Source organism: Pseudarthrobacter xylosi (assembly GCF_055412765.1).
In genome coordinates this window covers 773,427-798,228 of record NZ_JBVAYT010000001.1, presented here as the reverse complement: position 1 = coordinate 798,228, position 24,802 = coordinate 773,427, and the positions used below count along the sequence as shown (strand labels likewise).

The window sequence follows — 24,802 nt, the reverse complement described above, 5'->3', positions numbered from 1 at the left end:
AACGCTCAGCCGTTGCGCAGGATGTCGGCCGCCGAGTCGAGGCCTTCTTGCGTTCCCACTGCGACCAGGAGGTCACCGGAGTGAAGGACGACGTCGGGTCCCGGCGACGGGAGAACCTCGCCTTCCCGCATGATCGCCACGATCGAGACTCCGCAGCGGGTGCGGATGCAGGCCTTTCCCATGGGCTGGTTCTGGAACGGGGATTCCGGCGCGATGGAGAACTGCCGGGTGACGATGCCCGGGATTTCCTTATGTTCCTCGCTCAGTTTCATGGCCAGGTGCTGCCCGCCCAGGAGGTTACCCAGCGCGGCTGCCTCATCTCCGGTCAGGGGAATCGACGCCTGGCAGGTGTCGGGATCGTCCCAGGTGGAAACGATGAGTTCCATCGTGCCCTCCCGCAGCTCCACCACGCCGATGCGGCGGCCGGAAGCCGTCATGAAGTCCTTCCGCCGGCCCATGCCGGGGAGGTCAGTCTCGTCCACGTTCATGCCACCAGCCTAGTCTCCACAGGCGGGTTTCGGGTGGGCTAGGAGACCGGAACGACGGCGATGGCGGTCTTGTCCGGGGACTTGACCGGGAGCAGGACCAGCAGGCCGGCGAGCAGCACCACCATGATGCCCAGGATGCCCCAGCGCTGGGCCTCGCCGGGCGCAACCAACGGAGTGGCCAGCGTGATGCACAGGGTGAACAGCGCCGGAGCCAGGAAACTGACGGCGCGGCCGGTGGTGGCGTAGAGGCCGAACAGCTCGCCGGACTCCCCGTGGGGTGCCAGCCGGGCCAGGTAAGCCCGCGACGAGGACTGGGCGGGCCCCACAAACAGGCACAGGAACAGTCCGAAGACCCAGAACGTGGTGGTGCCTGCCCATGCCGTGCCAAGGAAGATGTAGTCCCCGTTGCCGAGGACCAGGATCATGGTACCGGCGATCAGCAGCCCCACCAGGGACCCCACAATCACGGCCTTGGGCCCCACCCGGTCGTCCAGGAACCCGCCGATGACCGCGCCCACGGCCGCCACCACGTTCCCGAAGATGGCGAAGAAGATGACCTGTGGCAATTCGAAGCCGAACGTGCCGGCCGCGATGATCCCGCCGAACGTGAACACGGCCGCGAGGCCGTCGCGGAAAACGGCGCTGGCCAGGAGGAAGTAGATGGTGTGCGGGCTGGTGGCATAGATTGCCTTGATCCGGCGGAACAGCAGGCGGTAGGAGGCCAGGAAACCCAGCGGTTGGGCCCGTGCCGGCCGCGGGAGTTCCGGGACGGCGAACAGCACCGGCAGGGCAAAGATGAAGAACCACAGGGCCGAAAACACGGCCACCAGCCGGATGTTCAAGCTGTCCTCTGTGGACGCGCCGAACCAGTCGAAGCTCGGCTGCACAAAGAGCTGAAGCACAATCAGCAGGGCTACAATGCCGCCCAGGTAGCCCATGCCCCAGCCGAATCCGCTGACCTTGCCGATGTTCTTCGGCGTGGAGATCTGGGCCAGCATGGCGTTGTAGTTGACGCCGGCGAATTCAAAGAACACATTCCCCAGCGCGATGAGGGAAACGCCCAGCAGCAGGAACTCCGGCCGCGGAAACACAAAGAAGCACAGGCCCGTCAGGATGGCCACGGCGGCCGTGTTCACACCCAGCCACAGCTTGCGGCGCCCGCCCTGATCCGAGCGCTGCCCGGTCACCGGAGCGAGCAGTGCAATGGCGATCCCCGCAATGGCCAGTGCACTGCCAAGAACGGCAGAAGCCTGGTCTTCGCCCCCGAAGGCGTTGGAGGTGAGGTAGACGGTGAAGACGAAGGTGGTCATGACCGCGTTGAAGGCGGCCGAACCCCAGTCCCAGGCGGCCCAGGCGAGCACCCGGCCCTTGCTGGTGGCCTGGGTTCCGGACGCGAGTTCCGATGACGGCTGCATGGCCTCAGGAGCGCTGGCGGTGTTCATAGGCTGAATCGTATCCGCCCCTGGCGAACAAGGCGGTGATGATACGCCGGACAACCGGGAAATTCCAGGGACGCACGGTCCGGTGCGGGAAAAGTGTCAGTGGTGCCTTGATAAACTGTGGCCACCGACCCTTACGAATGAACCGCCTGCCCTAACTTTTGACAATCGAATCCCTGACGTTGCGGAGATACCAGTGATCACAGTCCTTGCCGTGCACTTTGCGGTGGCTGCCGTGGCGCCGTTTCTCTTCAGGGCGTGGGGCCGCAACGCCTTCTACGCGCTGGCGGCTGTGCCCGCTGCATCCTTTGTCTGGCTGCTGTTGCAGTACTCCGCCGTGTACTCGGACGCCGGCGCGGTCTCGGAGGTCTTCCCGTGGATTCCCGGGCTGGATCTTGAATTCGCCTTCCGGCTCGATCCCCTTGCCTGGGTGATGTCGCTCCTGATCCTGGGCGTCGGTGCCCTGGTGCTCGTCTACTGCGCCCGGTACTTCAGCCCCAAGGACCAGGATCTCGGCGGCTTCGGCGCCCAGTTCCTCGCCTTCGCCGGAGTGATGTTCGGCCTGGTGATCGCTGACGATCTTCTTCTGATGTTCATCTTCTGGGAACTCACCACCATCCTGTCCTACCTGCTGATCGGGTTCGCCCGCACCAGGCTGGCGGCACGGCGTTCGGCCCTGCAAGCGTTGATGGTCACCACCGCGGGCGGCCTGGCCATGCTGGTGGGCCTGATCATGCTCGGCCAAAGCGCCGGCACGTACCGGATCTCGGCGATCCTGGCGCAGGCTCCCACCCTGATCAGCGGACCTTCCGGCGCAATCATTGCCGCCGCCGTCGTACTCATCCTTGCGGGCGCCATCAGCAAGTCCGCGCTGGTTCCCTTCCACTTCTGGCTTCCCGGAGCCATGGCGGCCCCCACCCCGGTGAGCGCATATCTGCATGCCGCGGCGATGGTGAAGGCCGGGATCTACCTGGTGGCACGGCTTGCCCCGGGGTTTTCCGACACCGCCTACTGGCAGTCCATCGTGCTGGGGCTTGGCCTGGCCACCATGCTGGTGGGCGGCTACCGGGCGCTCCGGCAGACCGACATTAAACTCATCCTGGCCTACGGCACCGTCAGCCAGCTCGGGTTCCTGACCATGGTGGTTGGCCTGGGCACGCCGGACGCCGCCCTCGCCGGCCTCGCGATGCTCCTCGCCCACGGATTGTTCAAGGCCACTCTGTTCCTGGTGGTGGGCGTCATCGACCACCAATCCGGGACCCGCGACGTTCGCCAACTGTCAGGTGTGTTCCAGCAGTCCCGGGCGCTGGGAATCGTGGCCGGCATCGGTGCCGCCTCGATGGCAGGCGTCCCGCTGCTCGCCGGGTTCGTGGCCAAGGAATCCGTCCTGGAGGCCTTTGTCCACCACGCGTCCGACGGTGAGGCGTGGAGCGTGGTGGTGCTCGGGGGCATCGTCCTGGGGTCCATTCTGACGTTCGCCTACAGTGCCCGCTTCATGTGGGGGGCGTTCGCCGTGAAACCCGGGATTGAGCGGACCAAGTTCAAGGCCGTCAAGCCGTCCTTTCTGGCAGCCCCGGCTTTCCTCAGCCTCCTCAGCATCGTCTACGGCCTCTGGCCGGCGCCCGTGGACGCCTGGGTCCAGCCCTACGCCGCGCTGTTCGCCTCCACCGCGTCCGACGCCGGCACACCGGCCGAGCAGGCAGGCCACCTTGCGCTGTGGCACGGTTTGACACCCGCCTTGGGACTGACCGCCCTCACGTTCGCGCTGGGCCTGGCGATGTACTTCGGACGAACCCTGGTGGCCCGCGCGCAGTCCCGCGTGCCGGGCTGGATCGACGGCGACCGCATCTACCAGCTCACCATCGGCGCCCTGGACGACACCGCCGTCTGGATCACGGGCCGCACGCAGCGTGGTTCCCTCTACTTCTACCTCGCCGTTATCCTCACCATGGCATTCGTCCTGCCGCTGACGGCCATGCTCTTGGCGGGCAAGCCACTCCCGGACAACCTGTACTTCATCGATCCCTACTCGCCGCTGCAGCCCGTGGTCGGGGCAGGAATTGTGATCGGCGCACTGGCCGCGGTCAAGGCCAACAAACGTTTCCTCGCCGTGCTGATGGTGTCCGTGACCGGTTACGGGATCGCCCTGATGTTCGCGCTCCAGGGCGCACCGGACCTGGCCCTCACGCAGATTCTCGTGGAAACGATCATCCTGGTGGCCTTTGTCCTGGCCATGCGCAGCCTGCCGGCCGAACTCCGCGACCGCACCGGCGGCAAGTACCGGGTGGTCCGGGTGATCATCGGGGCGGCGTTCGGAGTCACCATGGTCTTCGCCGCCATCTACGCCATGGGCGCCCGGGTGGCCGTGCCGGTGTCCCTGGAATTCCCCCGCCTCGCCTACGAAGGCGGCGGCGGGCTGAACATCGTCAACGTGACCCTGGTGGACATTCGTGCCTGGGACACCTTCGGAGAAATATCCGTCCTCGCCCTGGCCGCCACAGGTGTTGCCAGCCTCATCTTCGTCCGTGGCCGCGGCGACCGGAGCCGGGTCTCCGAACCGGTTGCCGAGGGAAGTGTAGGCCGCCAGACGGCGGTGGATCCTGGGTCGCGGGAGGCTGCCGCGCTGGCCATCAGCCGGAAATTCGCCGCCTCGGCCCGGGACGCCTGGATCGTTGCGGGGCGCACCCTGGCACCGGAACGGCGCTCTATCATCTTTGAAGTGGTCACGCGGCTGATTTTCCACTCCCTGATCATCTTCTCGCTTTACCTCCTCCTGGCCGGCCACAACTTGCCCGGCGGCGGCTTCGCCGGCGGCCTGACAGCCGGACTTGCCCTGGCCATCCGCTACTTGGCCGGCGGCCGGTTCGAACTCCGCGAGGCCACACCCGTGGGCGCCGGAACGCTGCTGGGGATCGGGCTCGCCACCGCGGCGGCGTCCGGGGTAGTGCCGCTGCTGCTGGGCGGCCAGGTATTCCAGACCGCCATCATTGAACTCTGGCTTCCGGTGTTCGGAGACATCAAGTTCGTCACATCCACCATCTTCGACATCGGCGTGTACATCGTGGTGATCGGCCTGGTGCTGGACGTGCTGCGCAGCCTGGGCTCCGAGATCGACGAACACTTCGAAGAGCAGCGAACTGCGCCTGCCGAGGAGTCACCAGACGACGACGCCGATGCGACCGCCCTGGTGCAGGAACCCGTGGGCATCCCCGCCGAAACCACCGCGAAGGGCCAAGGATGAGCGTCAACCTGACCCTGCTGACCGTGATGGGTGCCCTGTATGCGTGCGGCATCTACCTGATCCTGGAACGCAGCCTCACCCGGGTGCTGCTCGGACTGATGCTGCTGGCCAATGCCACCAACCTGCTGCTCTTGGCCACCGGCGGCTATGCCGGCCTGGCACCCCTGTACAACAAGGACACCGGTGCCCAGGAGTATGCGGACCCCCTTCCACAGGCCCTGATCCTCACATCGATCGTGATCTCCTTCGCCGTGACGGCCTTTATGCTCGGCATCATCTACCGCACGTGGGTCCTGGCCCGCCAGGATGAGATCCAGGACGACGTCGAGGACCTCCGCGTCGCCGAGACGCCCCGCTTCGACGCCGAGGACGACGCCCCGATTCCGGCCGAGACTTCCGAGTTTCCCCTGACCATGCTGGGCAGCGACGGGAGCGCCGTCTCGGACCACGCCACTGCCGGTGACCGTCCGGAAGCGGCCGGGGGTTCCATCACCGTCGGCGCTAAGACGATTCCTGCCGCGGACGCCGCCGCTGAAGAACAACCCGGCTCGCAGAACGTAACCCCTGGTCCCGAAGGAGGTGTGAAGTGAACATCGCAAGCTTTGCCCCGCTCGCCGTCGTACTTCCCATCCTCGGTGCCGCCCTCACCTTCCTGCTGATCCGGCACTCCCGCGCCCAGCGCACAGTGAGCATCGGCGTGCTGTCGGTGACGCTTCTGCTGGAGTGCCTGCTGCTGGCATCTGTGTGGGACGGCGGAACCGCCGCGGTACACATCGGCGGCTGGCTGCCGCCGTGGGGCATCACGATGGTGGTGGACCAGTTCTCGTCCCTCATGCTTGTGGTGTCCTCCGCTGTCAGCCTCGCCGTGCTGGTCTACGCCACCGGGCAGGGCATGGCCGACGGCGACCAGGACGCGCCGGTGTCGATCTTCCACCCCACCTACCTGATCCTGGTGGCCGGGGTGTCCAACGCCTTCCTGTCCGGGGACCTGTTCAACCTGTACGTCGGCTTCGAGATCCTGCTGACGGCAAGCTATGTGCTGATGACGCTGGGCGGAACCGGCCCCCGCATCCGCGCCGGCGTCACCTACGTGGTGGTGTCCGTGGTGTCCTCGGTGCTGTTCCTGATCTCCATCGCCATGGTCTACGGCGCCACCGGAACCGTGAACATGGCCGACCTCGCCATCAAACTCGCGGACCTGGACGAGGGCACCCAGACCCTGCTGCACGTTATGCTCCTGGTGGCCTTCGGCATCAAGGCGGCCGTGTTCCCGCTCTCGTTCTGGCTGCCTGACTCCTACCCCACGGCGCCCGCGCCGGTCACGGCCGTGTTCGCCGGCCTGCTGACGAAAGTGGGCGTCTACGCGATGGTGCGCACGGAAACCCTGCTCTTCCCCGGCGACAGCCTGAACACTCCGCTGATGGTGGCGGCGCTGCTGACCATGGTGGTGGGAATCCTTGGCGCCTTGGCCCAGAGCGACATTAAACGTTTGTTGTCCTTCACCCTGGTCAGCCACATCGGCTACATGGTGTTCGGCCTGGCGATGTCCTCGGTGGCAGGGCTGGGCGCCGCCGTGTTCTACGTTGCCCACCACATCACCATCCAGACCAGCCTCTTCCTGGTCACAGGCCTGATCGAACGCCGCGGCGGCAGCTCCTCCGTGGACCGGCTGGCAGGCCTTGCCAAGCTGTCGCCCATCTTGGCGCTGCTCTTCTTTATCCCCGCCATGAACCTGGCCGGGATCCCGCCGTTCTCCGGGTTCCTGGGGAAGGTGGGGCTCATCCAGGCAGGCATCGCACTGGGCACGCCACTTGCCTACGCCCTGGTGATCGGCGGTGTGGTCACCAGCCTCCTGACCCTGCTGGCTGTCGCGCGGGTCTGGAACCGCGCGTTCTGGCGCAAGCCCTCGGATGCCGAACACCCGGACCCCGTCCTGCTGGCTGAGCCCGAGGATTCGGACACCGGCAGCCGGGCTGGCCGCAAAAACGTCATCTTGCTGCCCCGCACCATGGTGGGCTCAACCCTGGGCCTGGTGGTCCTGGGCGTCTCACTCACGGTTTTCGCAGGCCCGCTGTTCACAGTCTCGGACCAGGCCGCCCACGAGATGCTGGACCGGTCCGCCTACATCCAGGCCGTGCTGGGTGAGGACACACAAGTTCCCGCGCTGGCACTGAAAAACGGAGGGGGCAAATGAGCCGCCACCGGATCTCCCTGCGCCAGGAACTGCCCCTGCTGGTATGGCTGGTGATTGTCTGGGCAGCCCTGTGGCAGGACTTCAGTCCCGGCAACCTGCTCTTCGGCGCGTTGCTGGCCGTGCTCGTGGCCCGGATGTTCTACCTGCCGCAGGTAGAGCTCAGCGGCCGCTTCAATATTCTTCACGCCGGGCCTTTTGTCCTGCGTTTCCTAGGCAGGGTGGCGGCGGCAAGCGTTGAGGTCATGTATCTGGCGGCTGTCCGTGGCCCGCGGGTGGTCAACGCCGTCGTCGCGGTGCCGTTACGGAGCCACCAGGACCTGATGGTCACCGCCACCGGGCACGTGATTTCGCTGATCCCGGGCTCCCTGGTGGTGGAGGTGGACCGGTCAACCTCCACCCTGTACCTCCACGCGCTCAACGTCAGCAGCCCGGAAGAGGTGGAGAGCCTTCGCAAGGAGGTCCGCTCCATCGAAGCGGGCCTGATCAGGATCATGGGCACCCGCGAAGAACTCGAAGCAATCCGGCAGGAGACCGCAGCATGATGCAGACCGTCCTGGCTGTCACGGCAGTCATTCTTTCGCTGGCGGCGGCAGGAGCCATCATCAGGATCTCCCGCGGCCCGTCGCTGCTGGACAGGGTGCTGGCATCCGACGTCCTGCTCGCAATCCTCGGCGCGGGCCTGTGCATCGACATGGCCGTCAACCGGCACCTGAACAACCTGATGCTGCTCGTGGCGCTGTCCATCGTCGGCTTCATCGGGTCAGTGACGGTTGCGCGCTTCGTGGCCGACCGGCGGGAGCAAGCCAATGAATCCTGAGGTCAGCGTGGTTGATAACGTCATCGATACCGTGTCCGCGGTGTTCCTGGTGCTGGGCGCCTTCATGTCGCTCGCCGCCGCCGTGGGGCTGCTCCGTTTCCCGGACCTGCTGAGCCGCATGCACGCGGCCACCAAGCCCCAGGTGCTGGGGCTGTTCCTGCTCCTGGCGGCCATCGGCCTGCAGCTGCGCACCTGGTGGGTGTGGCCAGTGCTGCTGGTGGCCTGGATTTTCCAGCTGCTGACGGTGCCGGTTTCGGCCCATATGGTGGGCCGCGCCGGTTACCGCACCAAACACCTGCACCGCGAGCTCCTCAGCTCCGATGAACTCGAAGCCGTGGTCCAGAAGGCGGCCCAATCGGCACGGGATGAGTCATCCAAGGATGAAGCGTCCGACGGCGGCCGGCGGGACTGAGCGTCAGCCGCCGGCCTGCGCGCCAGAGTTAGGCGTTGCCAGGGTTAGACGATGTCCTGGGACTTGGCAAAGCGGGTGATGGCCCGCTGCGTGCCGCGGTTGGCAAGCACCTGGATGATGGTGCTGACCGAGGCGGAAATGAGCGCGAACGTCAGCGCCGAGCGCAGGGTGGTGGGAGTGTCTTCGTCCTTGCCGGTGGGGGGCTTCCGGCCGGTGGACTTTTCCCACACGGTATTGACCACCTTGGTGCCGACGAATCCGGCGCCGAGGCTGATAGCCGTGCCGAGCAGCTTGATGAACAGGTTCATTCGTAGAACTCCTTGTGAGCGGATCCGGGACTGTCTTTAGCCTAACCCGGCTGCATGGACTCCAGAATCTCCCGCAGGGCTTCCACCACAAGATCGTGGTCCTGCATCTGGGGCAGGCCCGAGACCGTCACCGTGGCCACGGCGCCCACGCCGGCGACGTAGACCGGGAAGCAGCCGCCGTGGGCCGCGTAGACGGTTTCGTCGTACCAGCCGTGGTCCTCGATCCGGCCGCCGTGCAGCCTGCCGCGGAGGCCCACCAGCAGCGACGGGATCTCGTACCTGGCGGCGGTGCGCTGCTTGGCCCGGATCCAGTGCTCGTTGTCGGTGGTGGCGCCGTCCAGGGCCACATGGAAAAGGACCTGCTCGCCCTTGGTGATGTCGATCGCGATGGGCAGCCGGCGCGATTTGCCGAGCTCCACCAGCAGCAGCCCCAGGTTGAGGGAATCATCCCGGGTGAAATGGGGAAACTGCAGCTCGCGGATCTCGCCCTCGATGCGGGAAATCAGGGCCTCCAGGAGCCCCGCCGGCTGAGGCACCGTCGCATCGGGATTGAACGCAGTCACAGTCGGGTTATTGGCAGTCATGGCCCACAATCTACCCCTCCCGCGGTGTAAACTTGACCACGCCCATCAGGGCAGATTTATTACGACAGGGGAGCGCCGCCGTCGGACGTCACTGGCTTTGCCAGGGAACCGCAGGTGGGCGCTGAGAGTGCGGACAGCCGCAGACCCTCGAACCTGATCCGGTTAGTACCGGCGCAAGGGAGTCGAGTTCTCGAAGTGTCCGGCAAACGGCGGCAGCGCCGCACGCCGGGGCACTTTCCCCTCCTGTTCCTCAGGAGGACCGAATGACAACTGCAGCAATCAAAAAGACCGGCAATACCTGGCGTGTTGTGGACATCGTGGTGGCGGCGCTCATTGCCATCACCGGCGGCGTGATCTTCTGGGCCTGGTCCCAGGGCGCCGGCATAGTTTCCGCCCCCATGAACGCCGTTTACCCCCCACTGACAGGCCTGCTCGCCGGCGGCTGGATGATCCCGGCGGTGCTGGGCATGCTCATCATCCGCAAACCCGGTGCGGCGCTCTTCTGCGAAGCGGTGGCCGCCACAGGCGAACTCATCATGGGTTCGCAGTACGGCGCCACGGTGCTGATCTCCGGAATCCTGCAGGGCCTGGGCGCCGAACTGGTGTTCTTCCTGCTGGTGTACGGCAACTTCCGGTTCAAATCCTTCCTCCACCAGAAGTACAACCTCATCGCCGCGCTGCTGGCCGGTGCCGGGGCGGGCCTGTTCTGCGGCCTCAATGATTCGTTCCTGCCGTGGGGCTGGAACATCGCCTACGAGCCCGCCGACAAGCTCGCGTACATCGTGTTCTGCACCCTCTCCGGCGCAGTGATCGCTGGCGGCTTGTCCTGGATCGCCACCCGCGGCCTGGCCAAGACCGGTGTGCTGAGCTCGTTCGCGTCCCGGAAGGCAGCGTCGGAGCCAGTCTTCAACTGATGACCGCTTCCGACGCCGGCACTTCCGGAGTGCGCCCCGCCGCGGTGTCCGCCCGTGGCTGGGGCTGGCGGCATGCCGGACGGTCCACCCCCGCCGTCCACAGGCTCGACCTCGACATCGCTCCCGGCGAGCGGGTGCTGTTGCTGGGCCCGTCAGGCGCGGGCAAGTCAACGCTGCTGCACGCGCTCGCCGGGGTGCTGGGGGATGAAGGGGACGACGCCGACGAAACCGGTTCGCTGCTGATCGACGGGGTGGTGCCCCGAGGGCAGCGCGGCCGCTCGGGGCTCATGCAGCAGGATCCGGAAACGCAGGTGGTTCTGTCGCGCCTGGGTGACGACGTCGCCTTCGGCGCCGAGAATCTAGCCGTGCCTCGGGATGAGATCTGGCGGCGCGTCCATGAAGCGCTCGACGACGTCGGGCTGCGAAGTGCCGGGGCAGGTTTGAACGCCGGTGGCGGAGCTGGTTTTAATGCCGGTGGCGGAGCCGATTTCAAAGCCGACGGTGGAGCCGGTTTGGGCGCCGACGGCGGGACCGGTGCCGCCGGGCTCTCGCTGGACCACCCGACGTCGGCCCTGTCCGGCGGACAGAAGCAGCGCCTGGCGCTGGCCGGGATCCTCGCGATGCGGCCCGGGCTGATCCTGCTGGACGAGCCCACGGCGAACCTGGATCCCGCCGGCGTGCTGGAAGTCCGCGATGCCGTGGGCCGCTGCCTGGACAAAACCGGCGCCACACTGGTGGTGGTGGAGCACCGCGTGTCGGTCTGGAAGGACCTGGTGGACCGGATCGTGGTGCTCCAGCCCGGCTCCGCAGCGGGCTCCGCTGGAACTTCCACCGCTTCGTCGGCTGTCCTGCTGGACGGGCCGCCGGACCAGGTGCTGGCGGAGGCACGGGACATGCTGATCGGCGCGGGCGTCTGGGTGCCGGGGTATGTTCCGGCAACCCGCCGCCGCGCGTCCGCAGGTTCCGGTGACTTGCTGCTGGCCGCCGAGGACCTTTCCGTCTCCCGGGAGCGTCCGCGGCGCCGCGGCTTCCGGACCATCCCCCCTGTCCCGGTGCAGCAGGGCATCACGGCGCAGGTCCGTGCCGGCCACGCACTCACCGTCACGGGGCCCAACGGCGCCGGCAAGTCAACGTTTGCGCTGACCCTCGCCGGACTGCTGGCGCCGGTGGCGGGAAAGGTGTCTGCCGCCGTCGAGCTTTCCGAGGGGGCAGGGATCGACCCCTTCAAATGGAAAGCCAACCAGCTGGTTTCCCGCATCGGAACCGTCTTCCAGGAACCCGAGCACCAGTTTGTTACCGGCCGAGTGCTGGACGAACTGATGTTCGGCCCGCGGCACCTGGGCCATGGCGAGGAGCGGGTTGATGAGCTGCTGGAACGGCTGCGCCTGACCCATCTGGTGGACGCCAATCCCTACACACTGTCCGGCGGCGAAAAGCGGCGCCTGTCGGTGGCCACCGTCCTGGCAGCGCACCCGCGTGTGCTGGTGCTCGACGAGCCGACCTTCGGCCAGGACGCCAACACCTGGGCCGAGCTCGCATCGTTCCTCTCCGAACTGCTCGACGCCGGGACCTCCGTGGTTTCCGTCACCCACGACCAGGAATTCAGTGCCGTCCTGGGCGGGGCCGAACTGCGGCTCGGCCCGGCCGCACGCGGCGGCGCCCGCCAGGAAGCAGGTGCGGCATGAGGGATGCCCTGACCCTCCGCGGCAATCAGGCGCTGCTGACGCGCGCCAACCCGTTGGCCAAGTTCGCCGTCGTTTTCCTCATCACCCTGGTGCTGGCGCTCTCCATCGACTGGGTGTCAGCCTCGGTGGCGCTTGTGGCTGAGCTGGCGCTCTTTCCGCTGGCCGGCCTCACCGTGCGCCTGCTGTGGCAGCGCGGCTGGCCGCTTATGATCGCGGCCGCCTTGGGCGGCTGGAGCACGGCGATCGTCGCGGCGGACAGCGGCGCTGTACTGCTCGACGTCGGGATCTGGTCCATCAGCGAAGGTTCCCTGCAGCTGGGCATCGGTTTTATGCTCCGCGGCCTTGCGATAGCACTGCCGGCGATCCTGCTTATGACCTGCACAGACCCCACAGACCTCGCCGACGCGCTAGCCCAGAAGGCCCGGCTGCCGCACCGGTTTGTCCTCGGCACGCTGGCCGCGATGCGGCTGGTGGGACTGATGGCCGAGGAATGGCAGACCATCGGCATGGCGCGGCGCGCCCGCGGGGTGGGCTCGCAGGGCAGCCCGGTGCAACGGCTGCGCGCCACCCTCGGGCAGAGCTTTGGGCTCCTGGTCCAGGCCATCCGCCGGGCGTCCCGGCTGGCCATCACCATGGAAGCGCGCGGGTTTGGCACCGCGCAGCGGACGTGGGCCCGGGAATCCACATATTCGACGCTGGACGCCTGGGTGCTGGTGGGCGGCGGGCTGATCGCGGCGGCCGCAGTGGTTGCCGCGGCCGGGATGGGGACCTGGAACTTCGTCTGGCGGTAGCTGCAGTGCTCTGCGGGGCCGGCGCTGTGTGCGGCGGCGCTGCCGGCGTGCTCGGCGGCGCTGCGGGCGTGGTCAGCGGGCCCGCAGCGGTGCGGACCGGTCGAAGCCCGCACGCGTCAGGAACGCCAGCTGGGCCTCCTTTTCCGCCAGCTGAATGACGGGTCCCAGCTCGAAGCACGTCGCGTCGAGCCGGCGCAGGGCTTTGGTGTTGCGGGCATCCGGCTCCACCACGATCCTGTCCTTTCCCGGCACCGAGAACATGTACCGGATCAGGGATGTGGCGAGCCGAGGCGTGAAGTGCGGCACGGGCCGGGTGGCCGGAGCCAGCAACAGGTGCATCCCGATGTCCTCCGCGCGGGCAGGGTAGGCCTCGCCGACGGGATCGTGGAGCGGCTCGTAGGTCTGGAATAGCGCCATGGGCTCGCCGTCGAGCGCCACCAGGAAGGCGTGGTGGGTCTCCAGCGAGTCCAGGAACTCATAGATTCCGAGCACGTCTTCGCGCGTGTGCTCAGTCATGCCCCAGAACCTGGCGCGCGGCTGGGTGACCCACTGGTAGATCAGGCCAAGGTCTTCCGCAGGCACGAGCGGGACGATCCGCAAACTGCCCCAGCCCGGGAGCTCTTCGGTGTAGATCGTGGTCCGCAGGGAGTAATCCCGGATGGTGGTGGTCATGGTTTCCTTTGTGGGCTGGTGATGTACTGGCGTGTCTGATGTGGGCTGGAAGCCGGGGTGCCCGGGGTCGAGGGTCAGCCCCGCCCAGTCCGTGACCACCGGGATCAGTTCCCCGGCGGCCCAGAGCGGCAGCTGGTCCGAAAAGTGCGGGCCGGCTGGGTTCCCCGCGGCGCCGAACGGGACAATCCACCGGCTCTGCTCCCGGTCCGAGAGATCCCAGACGTATCGAGCGACAGGTCCACGGAAACTTCGGTCCTCGATGCCGGGAAGGCTTTCGGTGCTGAGGACGCAGCCGGTGTCACCTGAGAGCGGAGCTGTGGGCGCGGCCTTGGCCAGGCTCCCCGGGAGTTCGTGAACGGCCAAGAGCCGGTGGCGCTCACCCCACAGTTGGCCGGGAAGACCGGCCGCTTCCTGTTGAGCTGCCTCTTCCATCGCTGCGGCTGCTTCGACGGCGGGGACGATGCCTAGTTCGGTGCCTCGAAGCAGCAGTGTTTCCAGGGCGAAGCCCACCCGCGAAGCCACCGACAACCAGGGCCCAAACAACGGCGAGTATCCGGTCGGCGCCGCCAGCGGTGCCAGCGACGGGTGCGCGGCTATCCGCCGGACCAAGAGGCCACGCCAGGTGGCGAAGGCCGCCGCGTCCTTGCTGCGGGCATCCATGTGGCCGTCCCAATCCAGCAGCCGGGAACGGAGGATGGCGGCCGCGTCGGTCAGTGCGCCGGCGTCGAGATCTTCAATCAGCCGGCGGTACTGCGGCCAGGGACCCAGCAATGTGTCCGAGTGGATCGCCTGCATGTCATCAACGGTGAAGGCCGCGGCGCCCTTGGCCTCCAGCAGCTCGCGGATCCGCCGGGCGCGGTGGGCCGGGGCGAATTCCATGCCCACGGCATCGCCGCCACTGGCCTCGCGGTCGTTCGCGCTGACCGCAAAACGTGGAACGGCCGTGCCCGGGAGCGGCACATATATGCCGCTCCAGGCATGTTTCGTCAAGGTGGCCGCCACGGGAACCCGGCGATTGTTGTGGTTCCGCTGCGGGACCAGTCCGGCGAGGAAATGCCTCACCCTGCCCTCGGAGTCCGCTGCCATCACGCTGTTGACCGGCTCCACCCACCGTTGCAGCGCCGCCTCCACCTCCGCAACGGAGCGGCTCCGCAGTAGCGGCAGGAGGGCCTCGAAACCCAGCCGTCCCTCAACCCGCGCCGGGAACCGCAAACTCAGGGCGCCGCCGTCGTGCCCTTCCGCGATCACCGGTCCGCGGGCGGTCTCGATGAGTTCCACCTCCTCGGACGCGCCGCCGCGGATGAGGATCGTTTCGCGTTCGACGACGGCGGGTTCCCAGCCGAGCGGACCGCGCGCCTGAATGCCGCGCGCCTGAATGCCGCGCGGGTTGGCCTCTGCCGGGTCGGTGCCTGGTTTGGCCACTGCCGGGTCGGGGCTCGAAGCGGAGTCCGTCTGGTCGCGGCGCAGTTCCTCCTCGAAAAGGTCCTGGTAGTCGGCCATGGCGTTGGTGATGGACCATGCGGTATGCCCCGTGTGGCCGAAGTGCGGCAGTCCGGGAACTCCCGGGAAGGCGAATCCGACGGCGTCGAACTCCGGGCACGCGAGCCGGACCTGCTGGTACACGCCGGGCAGCTCGAGGAGGCGGTGAGGGTCGCCGGCGATGAGTGGCTGGCCGCTCGCCGTCGCAGAGCCATTCACGGCCCAGGCGTTGCTGCCGGACCAGGCCGGAGCCTCGATGCTGAACAGGCCCACAGCATCGGGCCCCAGCGTCCGGGCGACGTGGGCGCGGAAAAGTTTGTTGGGGAAAGTCGAAAACAGGATGTGCTGGACCAGGAACACGCCCAGGGGCGTCCATGGGTTCCACGGCGCGGGCGAGCTACCGGATTCCTCGAATTCCGGTCCGCCACGCAACCCGTCCGCGAGGGCCTCATTGATCCCGGCCACGTAACTTTGGCACCAGCGCCGGGTGCCGGCGTCGAGCCTTCCGAAGCAGCGGCGTGCCGTGTCATCCAGCCTGGCCTGGCGGGCAAAACGGTCCCAGTGCAGGCCGTCGGAACCCAGCATCTCGGCGGTCCGGCCCTCGGATCGCCAGCGTTCGAGCTCGATCTGCCACGAGCGGTCTGTCGCTGCGTTCTTGCCCTGCAGGTGCGCGAGCTGGTCAGCGGAGTCCGCCCACAAATGCGGGATTCCCCACGGGTCGCGGTAGGTTCCGGTGCCGCCTGCAGGGGCGGAATTCTGTGTCGGGGCAGGCGTCATAGTCAGGGGAGGCTCTCGAGCTTAGGTTAGGCTAACTTTAGTCAAGATAGGTGGCCGTAGCCCCGATCGCAAAATCGGGCCGGTACGTGAAGGAGTGTTGCTTGAAGCGCAGTTGGGAAGGCATTGTCCTCAAAGTCATGGGCGCCAAGGACTTCAGGCTGGAAGTCACCGGGCGTGAGGAGATCACGCCGGACTTCCTTCGGGTGCATGTGCGCGATGGCGGCCTGCTGGAGCGTTCTGGCCTGCACCCCACCATGTGGATCCGGCTATGGTTCAACGACGCCGGCAAGGGGCACCAGCGCGCCTACACGCTGGTTGATCCGGACCCCGCGGCCGGCACGTTCAGCATGGACTTCGCCATGCACGACGGCGTCGCCGCCAACTGGGCCCGCGGCGCGCAGCCCGGCGACACCATCGAAGCCACGGTCCAGGGCAGTGCCTTCGACTTCCCGAAACCCCTTCCGCGCCGTGTGTGGATTGTGGGCGATCCGGCATCCGTGCCGGCCATCAACTCGCTGCTGGACGAGCTGCAGGTGGTGGACGCCGCTGCGGGGCGCGCCACGCCGGTGACCGCCTGGCTTGAATACCAGCACGACGCCGATCCGTCGCTGGAGCTGCGCACCGGAGAGTCCGACGTCGTCAGCTGGATTCCGCGCAAGCGCGACGGCGCTGCGCTGGTGGATGAGGTGTGTGACGCGCTGACACGGGACGCCGTTGCGGTAGGCGAGGACTACTTCTGGGTGGCCTGCGAGGCATCCAGCACGCGGGCTATCGTCAGGCACCTGCGCAAGGTTCTTGGCGTGGACAAGCAGCAAATCAACGCATTGGGGTACTGGCGGGTGACGTAGGGCCTCAATGCGCGCTGTGTTGGATATCGCATGAGGCGGGTATTTTGGCCGCCACGCCGCGCATAGAACTTAAAAACACCACCCGATAGCTCACTTGTGATATTTTTTAGCTATGATTCAGGAAACCGCCGAGCATATCGCCGCCACACTCAGGGACGCCAGGACCGAGAAGGGCTGGACCCAAGGCCAACTCGCCGGCGCGCTGGGAACCAGCCAAAGCGCCGTCGCACGGATGGAGCAGGGCAAACAGAACCTGAGCCTGAAGATGATCCAGCGGCTTGAAATGATTCTCGACCGCAGCATCGTCAAAGTGGGCAAACCACAGATGACGCACCTGCGGATTGAAGGCGGCCGCACGCTGTCCGGGGCAGTGGATGTGAACAGCAGCAAAAACGCCGGTGTGGGGCTGCTGTGCGCCAGCCTGATCAACCGCGGCACCACCGTCCTGCGCCGCCTCGCCCGGATCGAAGAGGTCAACCGGATTGTGGAGGTCCTGACCAGCATCGGCGTCGAATGCACGTGGCTCAACGACACAGACCTCCAGCTCCGTCGCCCCGCCGTCCTGGACCTTGAGGCCATGGATGTGGACGCCGCGCGCCGCACGCGCAGCGTGATCATGCTCCTGGGCCCGCTCCTGGACGAATCCGCGGAATACCGCCTGCCATATGCCGGCGGGTGCGACCTGGGCACGCGCACCGTTGAGCCGCACATGCAGGCCTTGCGTCAGTTCGGTCTCTCCGTTGAAGCCACTGCCGGTTTCTATGCCGTGCAGGCTCCGCCGCCGGACACTCACGACCGCTCCTTTGTGCTGACGGAGCGCGGGGACACCGTCACCGAGAATGCGATCATGGCAGCGGCGCACCGCCGCGGCACCACAGTCATCCGCAACGCCAGCCCCAACTACATGGTCCAGGACCTCTGCTTTTACCTTGAGATGCTGGGCGTGAAGATCGACGGCGTGGGCACCACGACGCTGAAGATCACCGGGCTGCCGCTCATCGACGTCGACATTGAATATTTCCCGTCCGAGGACCCCATTGAGGCCATGAGCCTCATCACCGCCGGCATCGTCACCAACTCAGAGGTGACTATCCGCCGCGTCCCCATCGAGTTCATGGAGATCGAGCTGGCCACGCTGGAGCAGATGGGCCAGCAACTGGAGATTTCCGGCGAGTACGTGGCGCGCAACGGCCGCACACGGCTGGTGGATGTGACCACCAAGCCGTCCGAACTGCGGGCCCCGGAGGACAAGATCCACCCCATGCCGTTCCCCGGCCTGAACATCGACAACCTGCCGTTCTTCGCGGTCATTGCGGCCAACGCCCATGGCCAGACCATGATCCACGACTGGGTCTACGAGAACCGGGCCATCTACCTCACAGAACTCAACCGGCTCGGCGCCCAGGTGCAGCTGTTGGACCCGCACCGGATCTACGTCAACGGCCCCACAAAGTGGCGGGCCGCCGAGGTGGGCTGCCCGCCGGCGCTCCGCCCCGCCGCCTGCCTGCTGCTGGCCATGCTTGCGGCGCGGGGAGTCTCGGAGCTGCGGAACATCTACGTGATCGAGCGCGGCTACGAGGACCTGGCGGAACGGCTCAACACCATCGGCGCCAAGGTGGAGTACTTCCAGGACTAGCGCACGGCAGAATCCGCCGGCCCTGCGGACTGCCAGGTCCTTGCCCGTTGCAGCACAATATAAGCATGCGTACATTCGGCGTCGAGGAAGAGCTCCTGATCGTTGATCCGGACACGGGGGAGCCGCTTGCCCTCGCGGATGCGATGCTGTCCGGCCGCCGGATGGCCGCCGACGACGCCCCGGAACGTCCCTTTGCGCTGGCAGCCAAGGAAAAAACCGTCCACGACGACGGGACCGGCCTGACTGCCGAGCTGAAGCTTGAGCAGATCGAGACCCAGACCCGGCCCTGCCTCGAGTATGCAGAACTGCTGCAGCAGATCCGGGCCGGCCGGCTGCTGGCGGACCAGGCGGCCATCAAGAACGGTGCCAGGGTCGCCGCGTTGGCCACGTCCCCGTTTGGCCTTGCGAGCCACACCACCCCCGACGCCCGCTATGCCCGGATGCTCGAACGCTTCGGCCTGACCGCGCAGGAGCAGCTGACCTGCGGCTTCCACGTGCACACGTTCATCGAATCCAAGGACGAGGGCGTGGCTGTGCTGGACAGGATCCGGGACAAGCTGGCAGTACTCACGGCACTGAGCGCGAATTCTCCGTTCTGGAACGGGATGCCCACGGGATTCGAGAGCTACCGCACCCAAGCCTGGAATCGGTGGCCCATGTCCGGGCCCTCGGCCATTTTCAGCACCTACTCCGCCTATCGGAGGGTGGTAACGCGCCTGCTGGACAGTGGCGTGCTTCTGGATGAAGGCATGATCTACTTTGATGCCCGCCTGTCCCGGAACCACCCCACCGTTGAGGTCCGCGTTGCCGATGTCTGCCTCCGCGCCGAGGACGCAGCCCTCATTGCCGTCCTGGTCCGGGCCCTGGTGGAGTCGGCCAGCCGCGAATGGCGCGACGGCGTGGAACCGGCCCCGGTGCCCACGGTGCTGCTGCGGATGGCGGCGTGGCAGGCGAGCAGCAGTGGCCTGGTCGGCGAGCTGCTGGATTTTGGCACGTTCAGGCCGGCGCCCGCCGTCGACGTCGTCCGGTCTTTGGTGGATTATCTGGCGCCGGTCCTCGCCGAGCAGGACGAACTTTCCCTGGCACGGCAAGGCGTTGAGGACATCATTGCCCGCGGCACCGGCTCCACCGAACAGCGCAGGGTCCGGGACGCGGTGATGGAAGAATCAGCGCCCGACGACGGCGGGCTGGGGGCCGTGGTTGCCCACGCCGTGGGTGTCACCATGCGTGGCACCTCCGGGCTGCTGGAGGCGGAGGAAGTCCCGGAGTTGCTGCGCGTGCGCCAGTCCTGACTCCCTCGACCTTCGCACGCAGAACCTTGGCGCGAACGTGCAGACAATGCCCTATTTTTCGAGTTTTGGGGCCGTTATCTGCCAGTTCGCGCGAGTCTCTGGTTCCTTGTAGCGCATCAGTTGGACACCCACCGCGGTTTCCACCAGGTAGAAAACGAACGGCGGAATGTCCTTGGTGCCGGCCAGGATCGCAGCGAAGACCGGTGCGCTGGCGGCCGCTGTGATGCCGGTCCAGGGTTTCAGCGGCTGGAGCAGGAGCCCCGCCCCCAGGGCCGCGAGGCCGCCGATATGCAGCCCTGAGTATGTCAGGAACGGCCAGTTTGATCCCCGCCGGTAGGCGAACCTCTCCAGGTCCGAGGCGCGGTTCGCAAGGGCCGCCACAAACAAGGGCGCGCCGGCGAGCAGGGCGGCTGCTGCGGCGGCGGCCAGGGTCTTGGCGGGGCCGTTAGCCGGGCCGGAGTGGACGGATTGGGCGAACCGGGCAAATCCGACGGGAACGGCCATGGTCCCGGCGGCTGCCAGGAATTGGCCGGCAACCCAGAGTCCCCGGTGGCGCTCCAGCATGGCCAGCCTGGCGGCCGGGTCCCGGGTGACGTGCACGTTCCCTACGAACGAGATTCCCAGTCCCCAGCAAGTGCCCGCCGCGACGATGACGGCTCCCGCTTTTTGATATGGCTTGGTGCCCTGCAGCGGCTGGTTTGCGTTCATGGCTGGCTCTCGGTCCGGCGGATGCTTTGGCCCAGCAACATCGCGGTGGTGACCATGAAGTTACGCCGCACCGCCGCCGAGGTCAACGGCAGTGATCGGAACGGCCAGATCCGCCCCTGAAGTCACAGGTGTGTGAGGGCACCAAGTGTCCGTTCGCGCCAAGAACAACGACGTCACGCACCGATCGCCAGGCGTATCCCCAGCGTGAGCATGACAGCGGCGACGAGCCCGTCCAGGATGCGCCACGACGAGGGCCGCGCAAAGAAGGGCCGCAGGGCCCGCGCCCCGAAACCCAGCGCGCTGAACCAGGCAATGCTGGCGGCGATAGCTCCGCCCCCGAACCACCACCGCAAATCCTGCGCCTGCTGGTTGGCCACGGATCCGAGCAGCAGCACGGTGTCCAGGTAGACGTGCGGATTGAGCCAGGTCAAAGCCAGCACCGTGCTAAGGGCGGCGCCGATGCCGACGGCGGGCTGTCGCCCCGATGCCGTCAACGCCCCCGGACGAATCGCCCGGCGCGCCGCCATGACGCCGTAGCCCAACAGGAAGGCGGCTCCGGCAAACCGGACCACGTCCACGATCACGGGGCTCGACTGGAGCAGCGCCCCCACTCCGGCGATGCCCGCAGCGATGAGCAGCGCATCGGAGACACTGCAGACCAGGACGACGGCGGCCACATGCTCGCCGCGGATGCCCTGCCGGAGCACAAAAGCGTTCTGGCTGCCGATGGCCACGATCAAGGCGAGGCCCGTGCCGAAACCCAGCGCGGCGGGGCCTAGAAATGCAGTCAGATTCATATCCTCCAACGTACGGACCGGACTAGGATAACTCCAGCTAAATATTCTTAGCTATATTAAGGAAAGCTAATGAAGATGTTCCAGTTTGAGCAGCTCCGGACCTTCGCGGCAGTCGTGGACGAGGGGACCCTTGAGGCGGCGGCGCGGAGCCTGTACGTCACGCCGTCGGCCATTTCCCAGCGGCTGAAGGCGATGGAGGACGCGGCCGGCCAGATCCTGCTGCAGCGCACCAACCCCGTCCGGCCCACAACAGCCGGGGAAGCCATCCTGCGGTTCGCCAGGCAGGTCCGGCAGCTCGAATGGGACGCACAGCAGGAGCTCGGGGCGAGCCAGGACCGGCCGACGGCGCCCATCCCCTTGGTGGTGAACGCGGACTCACTCTCCACCTGGTTCATGCCGGCGCTGGCAAGTCTTCCGCCGGACCTCGGCGCGTGCTTCGAACTCCGCAGGGAAGATGAGCAGCATTCCACCCAGCTCCTCCGGACAGGATCGGTGATGGCCGCGGTAACCGCAACGCCGGAACCGGTCCAGGGCTGCAGTGTGGAACCGCTGGGTTCCTTGCGGTACCGCGCGGTGGCAAGCCCCGGGTACCTCCTGCGCTGGTGGCCCGACGGGCCGGAACTTGTTGCAGGGAGCCTGGCTCCGGTGGTGGATTTTGACCGCAAGGATGACCTGCAGGACGGGTTTTTCCGCAGGCTGACCGGCGCGGAACTGACCGCACCGCGGCACTATGTGCCGTCGTCGGCCGAGTTCGCCCAAGCCATCCGGCTGGGACTGGGGTGGGGACTTCTGCCGGAGCAGCAGTGCCTGGCCGACATCCGGAACGGCGGCCTCGTGGAGCTGGCACCGGCCAATCCCGTTGACGTGTTGTTGAACTGGCAGCGGTGGAAGATCGACTCGCCGGTGCTCAACCAGCTGACCGCCGCGGTCCGGGAGACGGCGGCCCGGCAGCTCCGCCAGCCAGGCGCCTGACCGGGCGCAAAGCTAAGCGCGAGCCGGAACTAGATGTGCTTCAGGGCCTGCTCCAGGTCGCCGATGAGGTCGTCCACGTCCTCCAGGCCCACGGACAGCCGCACCACGCCGTCGCTGAGCCCGATGGCGGCACGGCCTTCGGGACCCATGGCGCGGTGCGTGGTGGTGGCCGGGTGGGTGATGAGGGACTTGGCGTCGCCCAGGTTGTTGGAGATGTCGATGATCCGCAAGGCGTCCAGCAGCGCAAAGGCGGCTTCCTTGCCCGAGCGGCCAGCCGTCGTCGCAAGTTCCAGCGTGAGGACGGTGCCGCCGGCCTTCATCTGCTTGGCGGCGAGTTCGTACTGCGGGTGTGACTTGAGCAGCGGGTACTTGACCCAGCTGACGGCCGGCTGCTGTTCGAGCCATTCGGCCAGCCGCAGCGCGGACGCGGACGAGTGGTTCACGCGCAGCGCCATGGTCTCCAGGCCCTTGGTCAGCACCCAGGCGTTGAAGGCGGAGAGCGCCGGGCCCGTGTGCCGCATGAGCTGCTTGACCGGGCCGTCGATGAATTCCTTGGTGCCCAGGATGGCGCCGCCCAGGACGCGTCCCTGGCCGTCGATGTGCTTGGTGCCGGAGTACACAATGACGTCCGCCCCCAGTTGGCCGCAGCGCTGCAGCAGCGGAGTGGCAAAGACATTGTCCACGACGACGGTGGCCCCGGCGGCGTGCGCCAGCTCGCTGACCGCGGCGATGTCCACGATTTCCTGCATCGGGTTGGACGGCGATTCGAAGAACACCGCGGTGGTGGGCTCCGACAGCGCAGCAGCCCATTGCTCCAGGTCCGGGCCGTCAACAAACACGGTTTCCACGCCCCAGCGCGGCAGGATTTCGTTCAGGATCACAAAGCAGGAGCCGAACAGAGAGCGCGCGGCAACCACCCGGTCCCCGGCCGCCAGCAACGCACCCAGGGCGGTGAATACCGCGGACATGCCCGACGCCGTCGCGAAGCACGCCTCGGTGCCTTCGAGCAGGCGGAGGCGTTCCTGGAACGTGGCCACGGACGGGTTGCCGTACCGGGAGTAGACGAAGCGTTCGTCCTCGCCGGTGAAGGCACGCTCGGCGGCGGCCGCGGACTCGTAGACGAAGCCCGAGTTCAGGAAGATTGGCTCGGTGGTTTCCTGGAAGTTGGTGCGGTCCAGCCCGCCACGGACCGCCTGCGTCTCGGCGCTCCAGCCGGCGGCGTCTTCGTTGAAGGTCACTTGGCTATTCCCAGGTTGGTGGGCAGGCCGCGGTTCTTCCAGCCGTTGACGGTGCGCTCGCCGTACCGGTCCGGCTCGCCTTCGAAACCCTCCAGGACGTTGTAGGAAGTGAAACCGGCCTGCGTCGCGGCGACGGCGGCGGCGATGGAACGCTGGCCCGAGCGGCAGAGGAACAGCAGTTCTGTGCTGTTATCCTCCGGTGCCTGTTGTGTCAGGTCGGTGAGGAAAGCCGGGTTGGGGATGCCGCCGGGGAACGTCCACGGGATGAACAGGGGATCGTTGTCGGTGGCCTTGGTGTCGGGGATGCCGATGTGGGCCCATTCGCCCTCGGTCCGGACATCCACCAGGATGGCGCCTTGTTCGAGTTTCGCCCAGGCTTCCTGCGGGGTGAGGTCTCCGGCGTAGCTCACGCGTGGCCCTCGCCGTCGAAATCGAGGTCTTCCACGGCGGAGGCGACCGCTGCGTCAGCGGTGGCGATGGCCGACGGGAGGATGAGTGCCTGGGCAACAATCACAACGCCGCCGTTGGACGTCGCGGCCGGGCTGCCGTGCAGGACATACCCTTCGGCCAGGGCAGTGGAAATCCGTTCACAGAAAGACCTGTCATCCGGCCCGGTGACAAGCCGGTACAACAGTTTCTCTTCAGGGGCGGGGGCGTCAGACACGACGGAACTCCTTCTTTCACGCTTGCAGCTCGAATGGGTCGATATGCCGAGTATTCACCTGAGGCACCCCGCCGCGAAAGGGAGGGTTGCCGACCGGCCAGTCAGGGCTTGGCGCCGGTTCTCATTACTCCCCAAAAACGTAACATCCGGCCCGCCCGGCCGCACTGCCGCCGTCGTCATGTTCCGTAACCAACGCGCAGTTCCGTAACCCCGCCGTGCTTCCGTAACCCCGGCGCTGACGGGACAATCGGGTCATGGGGAAAATGCGGGGCCACTCACTGACGGGCGCCTGGGCACGTGTATTGGCCGTGGGGCTGTGTGCCGTGCCGGTACTCGTGGGGGCGACAGGCTGCCGCGACATTTTCGCGCCGCCGCCCTGCATGCCGCCGGAGTTTTCCATCTCGCCTGCCGCCGCGAAACCGGGTGACCAGGTCACCGTCAGCGCCCCGGACACCACCTGCGATGCCCGCTACGGCGCCGACGCGCGGGTCCAGGTGGAATTGCTGGATCCGTACGGCACCACCGTGCTGGAAGAGCTCGCTCCCATGACCGACGACGGCGGCTTCACTTTTGTGTTCACCGTCCCGGCCGGCGTGGCACCCGGGACAGCCGGGGTCACCGCCCACCCCTATGGCGTGGACTGGTGCGATGACACCGGGGTGAACAACAGGGTGGGGGCGGGACCGCAGACCCTCGTCGGAGTCGCCTGTGCGCAGAGGCTCGTGCCGCTGTTGGTCCTTGGACCCGAGACTAAGCAGGGCTGAACCGGACCAAAGGCGGAGGCAGCTAGAGTTTGCAGAGGCGCCGGCCACCGTCTTTGAAGCAGCCGTTCTTGGGGGATTACAC

24 protein-coding genes, 1 pseudogene and 2 riboswitches are annotated in these 24,802 nt (G+C 66.9%); of the genes and pseudogenes, 14 read left to right on the top strand and 11 right to left on the bottom strand.

From position 1 onward, the window contains the following. Window positions 1-5: 5 nt before the first annotated feature. Window positions 6-488 carry a cation:proton antiporter regulatory subunit gene (locus ACZY1F_RS03765; protein WP_463940318.1) on the bottom strand — a complete coding sequence of 161 codons (483 nt, stop codon included), beginning with the start codon at window positions 486-488 and terminating at the stop codon, window positions 6-8. Between the two features lie 38 nt (window positions 489-526). Further along, window positions 527-1,930 carry an MFS transporter gene (locus ACZY1F_RS03760; RefSeq protein ID WP_463940317.1) on the bottom strand — a complete coding sequence of 468 codons (1,404 nt, stop codon included), beginning with the start codon at window positions 1,928-1,930 and terminating at the stop codon, window positions 527-529. Window positions 1,931-2,123: 193 nt separating this feature from the next. Between ACZY1F_RS03760 and ACZY1F_RS03755 the strand changes: the two genes are divergently transcribed. From ACZY1F_RS03755 to mnhG, 6 genes are read left to right on the top strand one after another with little or no spacing between them, the layout of a single operon-like run. Continuing rightward, complete coding sequence (locus ACZY1F_RS03755; RefSeq protein ID WP_463940316.1) at window positions 2,124-5,168, top strand: Na+/H+ antiporter subunit A; 3,045 nt, start codon at window positions 2,124-2,126, stop codon at window positions 5,166-5,168. After that, window positions 5,165-5,758, top strand: a complete 594-nt coding sequence (locus ACZY1F_RS03750; RefSeq protein ID WP_463940315.1) for a Na(+)/H(+) antiporter subunit C — start codon at window positions 5,165-5,167, stop codon at window positions 5,756-5,758. Before ACZY1F_RS03755 ends, ACZY1F_RS03750 begins: the two co-directional genes overlap by 4 nt. Further along, window positions 5,755-7,362: a Na+/H+ antiporter subunit D gene (locus tag ACZY1F_RS03745; RefSeq protein ID WP_463940314.1), complete on the top strand. Its 1,608-nt coding sequence runs from the start codon at window positions 5,755-5,757 to the stop codon at window positions 7,360-7,362. The genes ACZY1F_RS03750 and ACZY1F_RS03745 overlap by 4 nt, the downstream gene beginning before the upstream one ends. After that, window positions 7,359-7,904: a Na+/H+ antiporter subunit E gene (locus tag ACZY1F_RS03740; RefSeq protein WP_463940313.1), complete on the top strand. Its 546-nt coding sequence runs from the start codon at window positions 7,359-7,361 to the stop codon at window positions 7,902-7,904. Before ACZY1F_RS03745 ends, ACZY1F_RS03740 begins: the two co-directional genes overlap by 4 nt. Further along, window positions 7,901-8,179 carry an MrpF/PhaF family protein gene (locus tag ACZY1F_RS03735; RefSeq protein WP_463940312.1) on the top strand — a complete coding sequence of 93 codons (279 nt, stop codon included), beginning with the start codon at window positions 7,901-7,903 and terminating at the stop codon, window positions 8,177-8,179. Before ACZY1F_RS03740 ends, ACZY1F_RS03735 begins: the two co-directional genes overlap by 4 nt. Next, window positions 8,169-8,591, top strand: a complete 423-nt coding sequence (gene mnhG / locus ACZY1F_RS03730; protein ID WP_463940311.1) for a monovalent cation/H(+) antiporter subunit G — start codon at window positions 8,169-8,171, stop codon at window positions 8,589-8,591. Before ACZY1F_RS03735 ends, mnhG begins: the two co-directional genes overlap by 11 nt. A 44-nt stretch (window positions 8,592-8,635) precedes the next feature. On the opposite strand, the gene ACZY1F_RS03725 is transcribed toward mnhG, so the two are convergent. Both ACZY1F_RS03725 and ACZY1F_RS03720 read right to left on the bottom strand, forming a co-directional pair. Next, a complete protein-coding gene (locus tag ACZY1F_RS03725; RefSeq protein WP_058930858.1) occupies window positions 8,636-8,899 on the bottom strand; it encodes a DUF4235 domain-containing protein in 264 nt (87 codons plus the stop codon). Window positions 8,900-8,940: 41 nt separating this feature from the next. Continuing rightward, window positions 8,941-9,483, bottom strand: coding sequence for a heme-degrading domain-containing protein (locus ACZY1F_RS03720; RefSeq protein WP_463940309.1), 543 nt, complete (start codon window positions 9,481-9,483; stop codon window positions 8,941-8,943). A gap of 56 nt (window positions 9,484-9,539) precedes the next feature. Then, a riboswitch (TPP riboswitch) is annotated at window positions 9,540-9,681 on the top strand. A gap of 65 nt (window positions 9,682-9,746) precedes the next feature. Between ACZY1F_RS03720 and ACZY1F_RS03715 the strand changes: the two genes are divergently transcribed. From ACZY1F_RS03715 to ACZY1F_RS03705, 3 genes are read left to right on the top strand one after another with little or no spacing between them, the layout of a single operon-like run. Then, window positions 9,747-10,397, top strand: coding sequence for an ECF transporter S component (locus ACZY1F_RS03715; protein ID WP_463940308.1), 651 nt, complete (start codon window positions 9,747-9,749; stop codon window positions 10,395-10,397). Then, complete coding sequence (locus ACZY1F_RS03710; protein WP_463940307.1) at window positions 10,397-12,082, top strand: ABC transporter ATP-binding protein; 1,686 nt, start codon at window positions 10,397-10,399, stop codon at window positions 12,080-12,082. The genes ACZY1F_RS03715 and ACZY1F_RS03710 overlap by 1 nt, the downstream gene beginning before the upstream one ends. Continuing rightward, entirely contained in the window at window positions 12,079-12,873 is a 795-nt protein-coding gene (locus ACZY1F_RS03705; RefSeq protein ID WP_463940305.1) for an energy-coupling factor transporter transmembrane component T family protein, read from the top strand. The genes ACZY1F_RS03710 and ACZY1F_RS03705 overlap by 4 nt, the downstream gene beginning before the upstream one ends. A 72-nt stretch (window positions 12,874-12,945) precedes the next feature. Here ACZY1F_RS03705 and ACZY1F_RS03700 read toward each other — a convergent pair whose 3' ends face one another. Beyond that, window positions 12,946-13,545 (bottom strand): GNAT family N-acetyltransferase, encoded by a 600-nt coding sequence (locus tag ACZY1F_RS03700; RefSeq protein WP_463940397.1) that lies wholly within the window; start codon window positions 13,543-13,545, stop codon window positions 12,946-12,948. A gap of 72 nt (window positions 13,546-13,617) precedes the next feature. After that, window positions 13,618-15,801 (bottom strand): annotated as a pseudogene (locus ACZY1F_RS03695) (penicillin acylase family protein); the annotation flags it as partial. 101 nt (window positions 15,802-15,902) lie between these two features. Here ACZY1F_RS03695 and ACZY1F_RS03690 point away from each other — a divergent pair. From ACZY1F_RS03690 to ACZY1F_RS03680, 3 genes are all read left to right on the top strand, one after another. Next, window positions 15,903-16,649, top strand: a complete 747-nt coding sequence (locus tag ACZY1F_RS03690) for a siderophore-interacting protein (protein ID WP_463940303.1) — start codon at window positions 15,903-15,905, stop codon at window positions 16,647-16,649. A 112-nt stretch (window positions 16,650-16,761) separates the two neighbouring features. Beyond that, entirely contained in the window at window positions 16,762-18,285 is a 1,524-nt protein-coding gene (locus tag ACZY1F_RS03685) for a UDP-N-acetylglucosamine 1-carboxyvinyltransferase (protein WP_463940302.1), read from the top strand. A 65-nt stretch (window positions 18,286-18,350) separates the two neighbouring features. After that, entirely contained in the window at window positions 18,351-19,577 is a 1,227-nt protein-coding gene (locus tag ACZY1F_RS03680) for a glutamate--cysteine ligase 2 (RefSeq protein WP_463940301.1), read from the top strand. Between the two features lie 51 nt (window positions 19,578-19,628). Here ACZY1F_RS03680 and ACZY1F_RS03675 read toward each other — a convergent pair whose 3' ends face one another. Together ACZY1F_RS03675 and ACZY1F_RS03670 are read right to left on the bottom strand one after the other, a co-directional pair. Continuing rightward, window positions 19,629-20,285, bottom strand: a complete 657-nt coding sequence (locus ACZY1F_RS03675; protein WP_463940300.1) for a hypothetical protein — start codon at window positions 20,283-20,285, stop codon at window positions 19,629-19,631. A 173-nt stretch (window positions 20,286-20,458) separates the two neighbouring features. After that, complete coding sequence (locus tag ACZY1F_RS03670) at window positions 20,459-21,082, bottom strand: LysE/ArgO family amino acid transporter (protein WP_463940299.1); 624 nt, start codon at window positions 21,080-21,082, stop codon at window positions 20,459-20,461. Window positions 21,083-21,151: 69 nt separating this feature from the next. On the opposite strand from ACZY1F_RS03670, the gene ACZY1F_RS03665 reads away from it, so the two are divergent. After that, complete coding sequence (locus ACZY1F_RS03665; RefSeq protein WP_463940298.1) at window positions 21,152-22,054, top strand: LysR family transcriptional regulator ArgP; 903 nt, start codon at window positions 21,152-21,154, stop codon at window positions 22,052-22,054. A 29-nt stretch (window positions 22,055-22,083) separates the two neighbouring features. Here the strand turns inward: ACZY1F_RS03665 and ACZY1F_RS03660 are convergent, their stop codons facing one another. Genes ACZY1F_RS03660 through ACZY1F_RS03650 form a run of 3 tightly spaced genes read right to left on the bottom strand, consistent with a single transcriptional unit; the run spans window position 22,084 to window position 23,956 of the window. Continuing rightward, entirely contained in the window at window positions 22,084-23,292 is a 1,209-nt protein-coding gene (locus ACZY1F_RS03660; protein ID WP_463940297.1) for an O-succinylhomoserine sulfhydrylase, read from the bottom strand. Continuing rightward, complete coding sequence (locus ACZY1F_RS03655; protein ID WP_463940296.1) at window positions 23,289-23,702, bottom strand: rhodanese-like domain-containing protein; 414 nt, start codon at window positions 23,700-23,702, stop codon at window positions 23,289-23,291. The genes ACZY1F_RS03660 and ACZY1F_RS03655 overlap by 4 nt, the downstream gene beginning before the upstream one ends. Next, window positions 23,699-23,956 carry a DUF1737 domain-containing protein gene (locus ACZY1F_RS03650; protein WP_463940295.1) on the bottom strand — a complete coding sequence of 86 codons (258 nt, stop codon included), beginning with the start codon at window positions 23,954-23,956 and terminating at the stop codon, window positions 23,699-23,701. Before ACZY1F_RS03650 ends, ACZY1F_RS03655 begins: the two co-directional genes overlap by 4 nt. A 13-nt stretch (window positions 23,957-23,969) precedes the next feature. Then, window positions 23,970-24,085: riboswitch (SAM riboswitch) on the bottom strand. Between the two features lie 125 nt (window positions 24,086-24,210). Here ACZY1F_RS03650 and ACZY1F_RS03645 point away from each other — a divergent pair. Further along, window positions 24,211-24,720 (top strand): hypothetical protein, encoded by a 510-nt coding sequence (locus tag ACZY1F_RS03645; protein WP_463940294.1) that lies wholly within the window; start codon window positions 24,211-24,213, stop codon window positions 24,718-24,720. The last annotated feature ends 82 nt before the right edge of the window (window positions 24,721-24,802 follow it).

What these genes read in the sequence shown, in the direction of transcription:
- ACZY1F_RS03765 (WP_463940318.1), bottom strand. Translation starts at nt 488, where the DNA reads ATGAACGTGGACGAGACTGACCTCCCCGGCATGGGCCGGCGGAAGGAC.
- ACZY1F_RS03760 (WP_463940317.1), bottom strand. Translation starts at nt 1,930, where the DNA reads ATGAACACCGCCAGCGCTCCTGAGGCCATGCAGCCGTCATCGGAACTC.
- ACZY1F_RS03750 (WP_463940315.1), top strand. Translation starts at nt 5,165, where the DNA reads ATGAGCGTCAACCTGACCCTGCTGACCGTGATGGGTGCCCTGTATGCG.
- ACZY1F_RS03740 (WP_463940313.1), top strand. Translation starts at nt 7,359, where the DNA reads ATGAGCCGCCACCGGATCTCCCTGCGCCAGGAACTGCCCCTGCTGGTA.
- ACZY1F_RS03735 (WP_463940312.1), top strand. Translation starts at nt 7,901, where the DNA reads ATGATGCAGACCGTCCTGGCTGTCACGGCAGTCATTCTTTCGCTGGCG.
- mnhG (WP_463940311.1), top strand. Translation starts at nt 8,169, where the DNA reads ATGAATCCTGAGGTCAGCGTGGTTGATAACGTCATCGATACCGTGTCC.
- ACZY1F_RS03725 (WP_058930858.1), bottom strand. Translation starts at nt 8,899, where the DNA reads ATGAACCTGTTCATCAAGCTGCTCGGCACGGCTATCAGCCTCGGCGCC.
- ACZY1F_RS03720 (WP_463940309.1), bottom strand. Translation starts at nt 9,483, where the DNA reads ATGACTGCCAATAACCCGACTGTGACTGCGTTCAATCCCGATGCGACG.
- ACZY1F_RS03715 (WP_463940308.1), top strand. Translation starts at nt 9,747, where the DNA reads ATGACAACTGCAGCAATCAAAAAGACCGGCAATACCTGGCGTGTTGTG.
- ACZY1F_RS03710 (WP_463940307.1), top strand. Translation starts at nt 10,397, where the DNA reads ATGACCGCTTCCGACGCCGGCACTTCCGGAGTGCGCCCCGCCGCGGTG.
- ACZY1F_RS03705 (WP_463940305.1), top strand. Translation starts at nt 12,079, where the DNA reads ATGAGGGATGCCCTGACCCTCCGCGGCAATCAGGCGCTGCTGACGCGC.
- ACZY1F_RS03700 (WP_463940397.1), bottom strand. Translation starts at nt 13,545, where the DNA reads ATGACCACCACCATCCGGGATTACTCCCTGCGGACCACGATCTACACC.
- ACZY1F_RS03685 (WP_463940302.1), top strand. Translation starts at nt 16,762, where the DNA reads ATGATTCAGGAAACCGCCGAGCATATCGCCGCCACACTCAGGGACGCC.
- ACZY1F_RS03680 (WP_463940301.1), top strand. Translation starts at nt 18,351, where the DNA reads ATGCGTACATTCGGCGTCGAGGAAGAGCTCCTGATCGTTGATCCGGAC.
- ACZY1F_RS03675 (WP_463940300.1), bottom strand. Translation starts at nt 20,285, where the DNA reads ATGAACGCAAACCAGCCGCTGCAGGGCACCAAGCCATATCAAAAAGCG.
- ACZY1F_RS03670 (WP_463940299.1), bottom strand. Translation starts at nt 21,082, where the DNA reads ATGAATCTGACTGCATTTCTAGGCCCCGCCGCGCTGGGTTTCGGCACG.
- ACZY1F_RS03665 (WP_463940298.1), top strand. Translation starts at nt 21,152, where the DNA reads ATGAAGATGTTCCAGTTTGAGCAGCTCCGGACCTTCGCGGCAGTCGTG.
- ACZY1F_RS03645 (WP_463940294.1), top strand. Translation starts at nt 24,211, where the DNA reads ATGGGGAAAATGCGGGGCCACTCACTGACGGGCGCCTGGGCACGTGTA.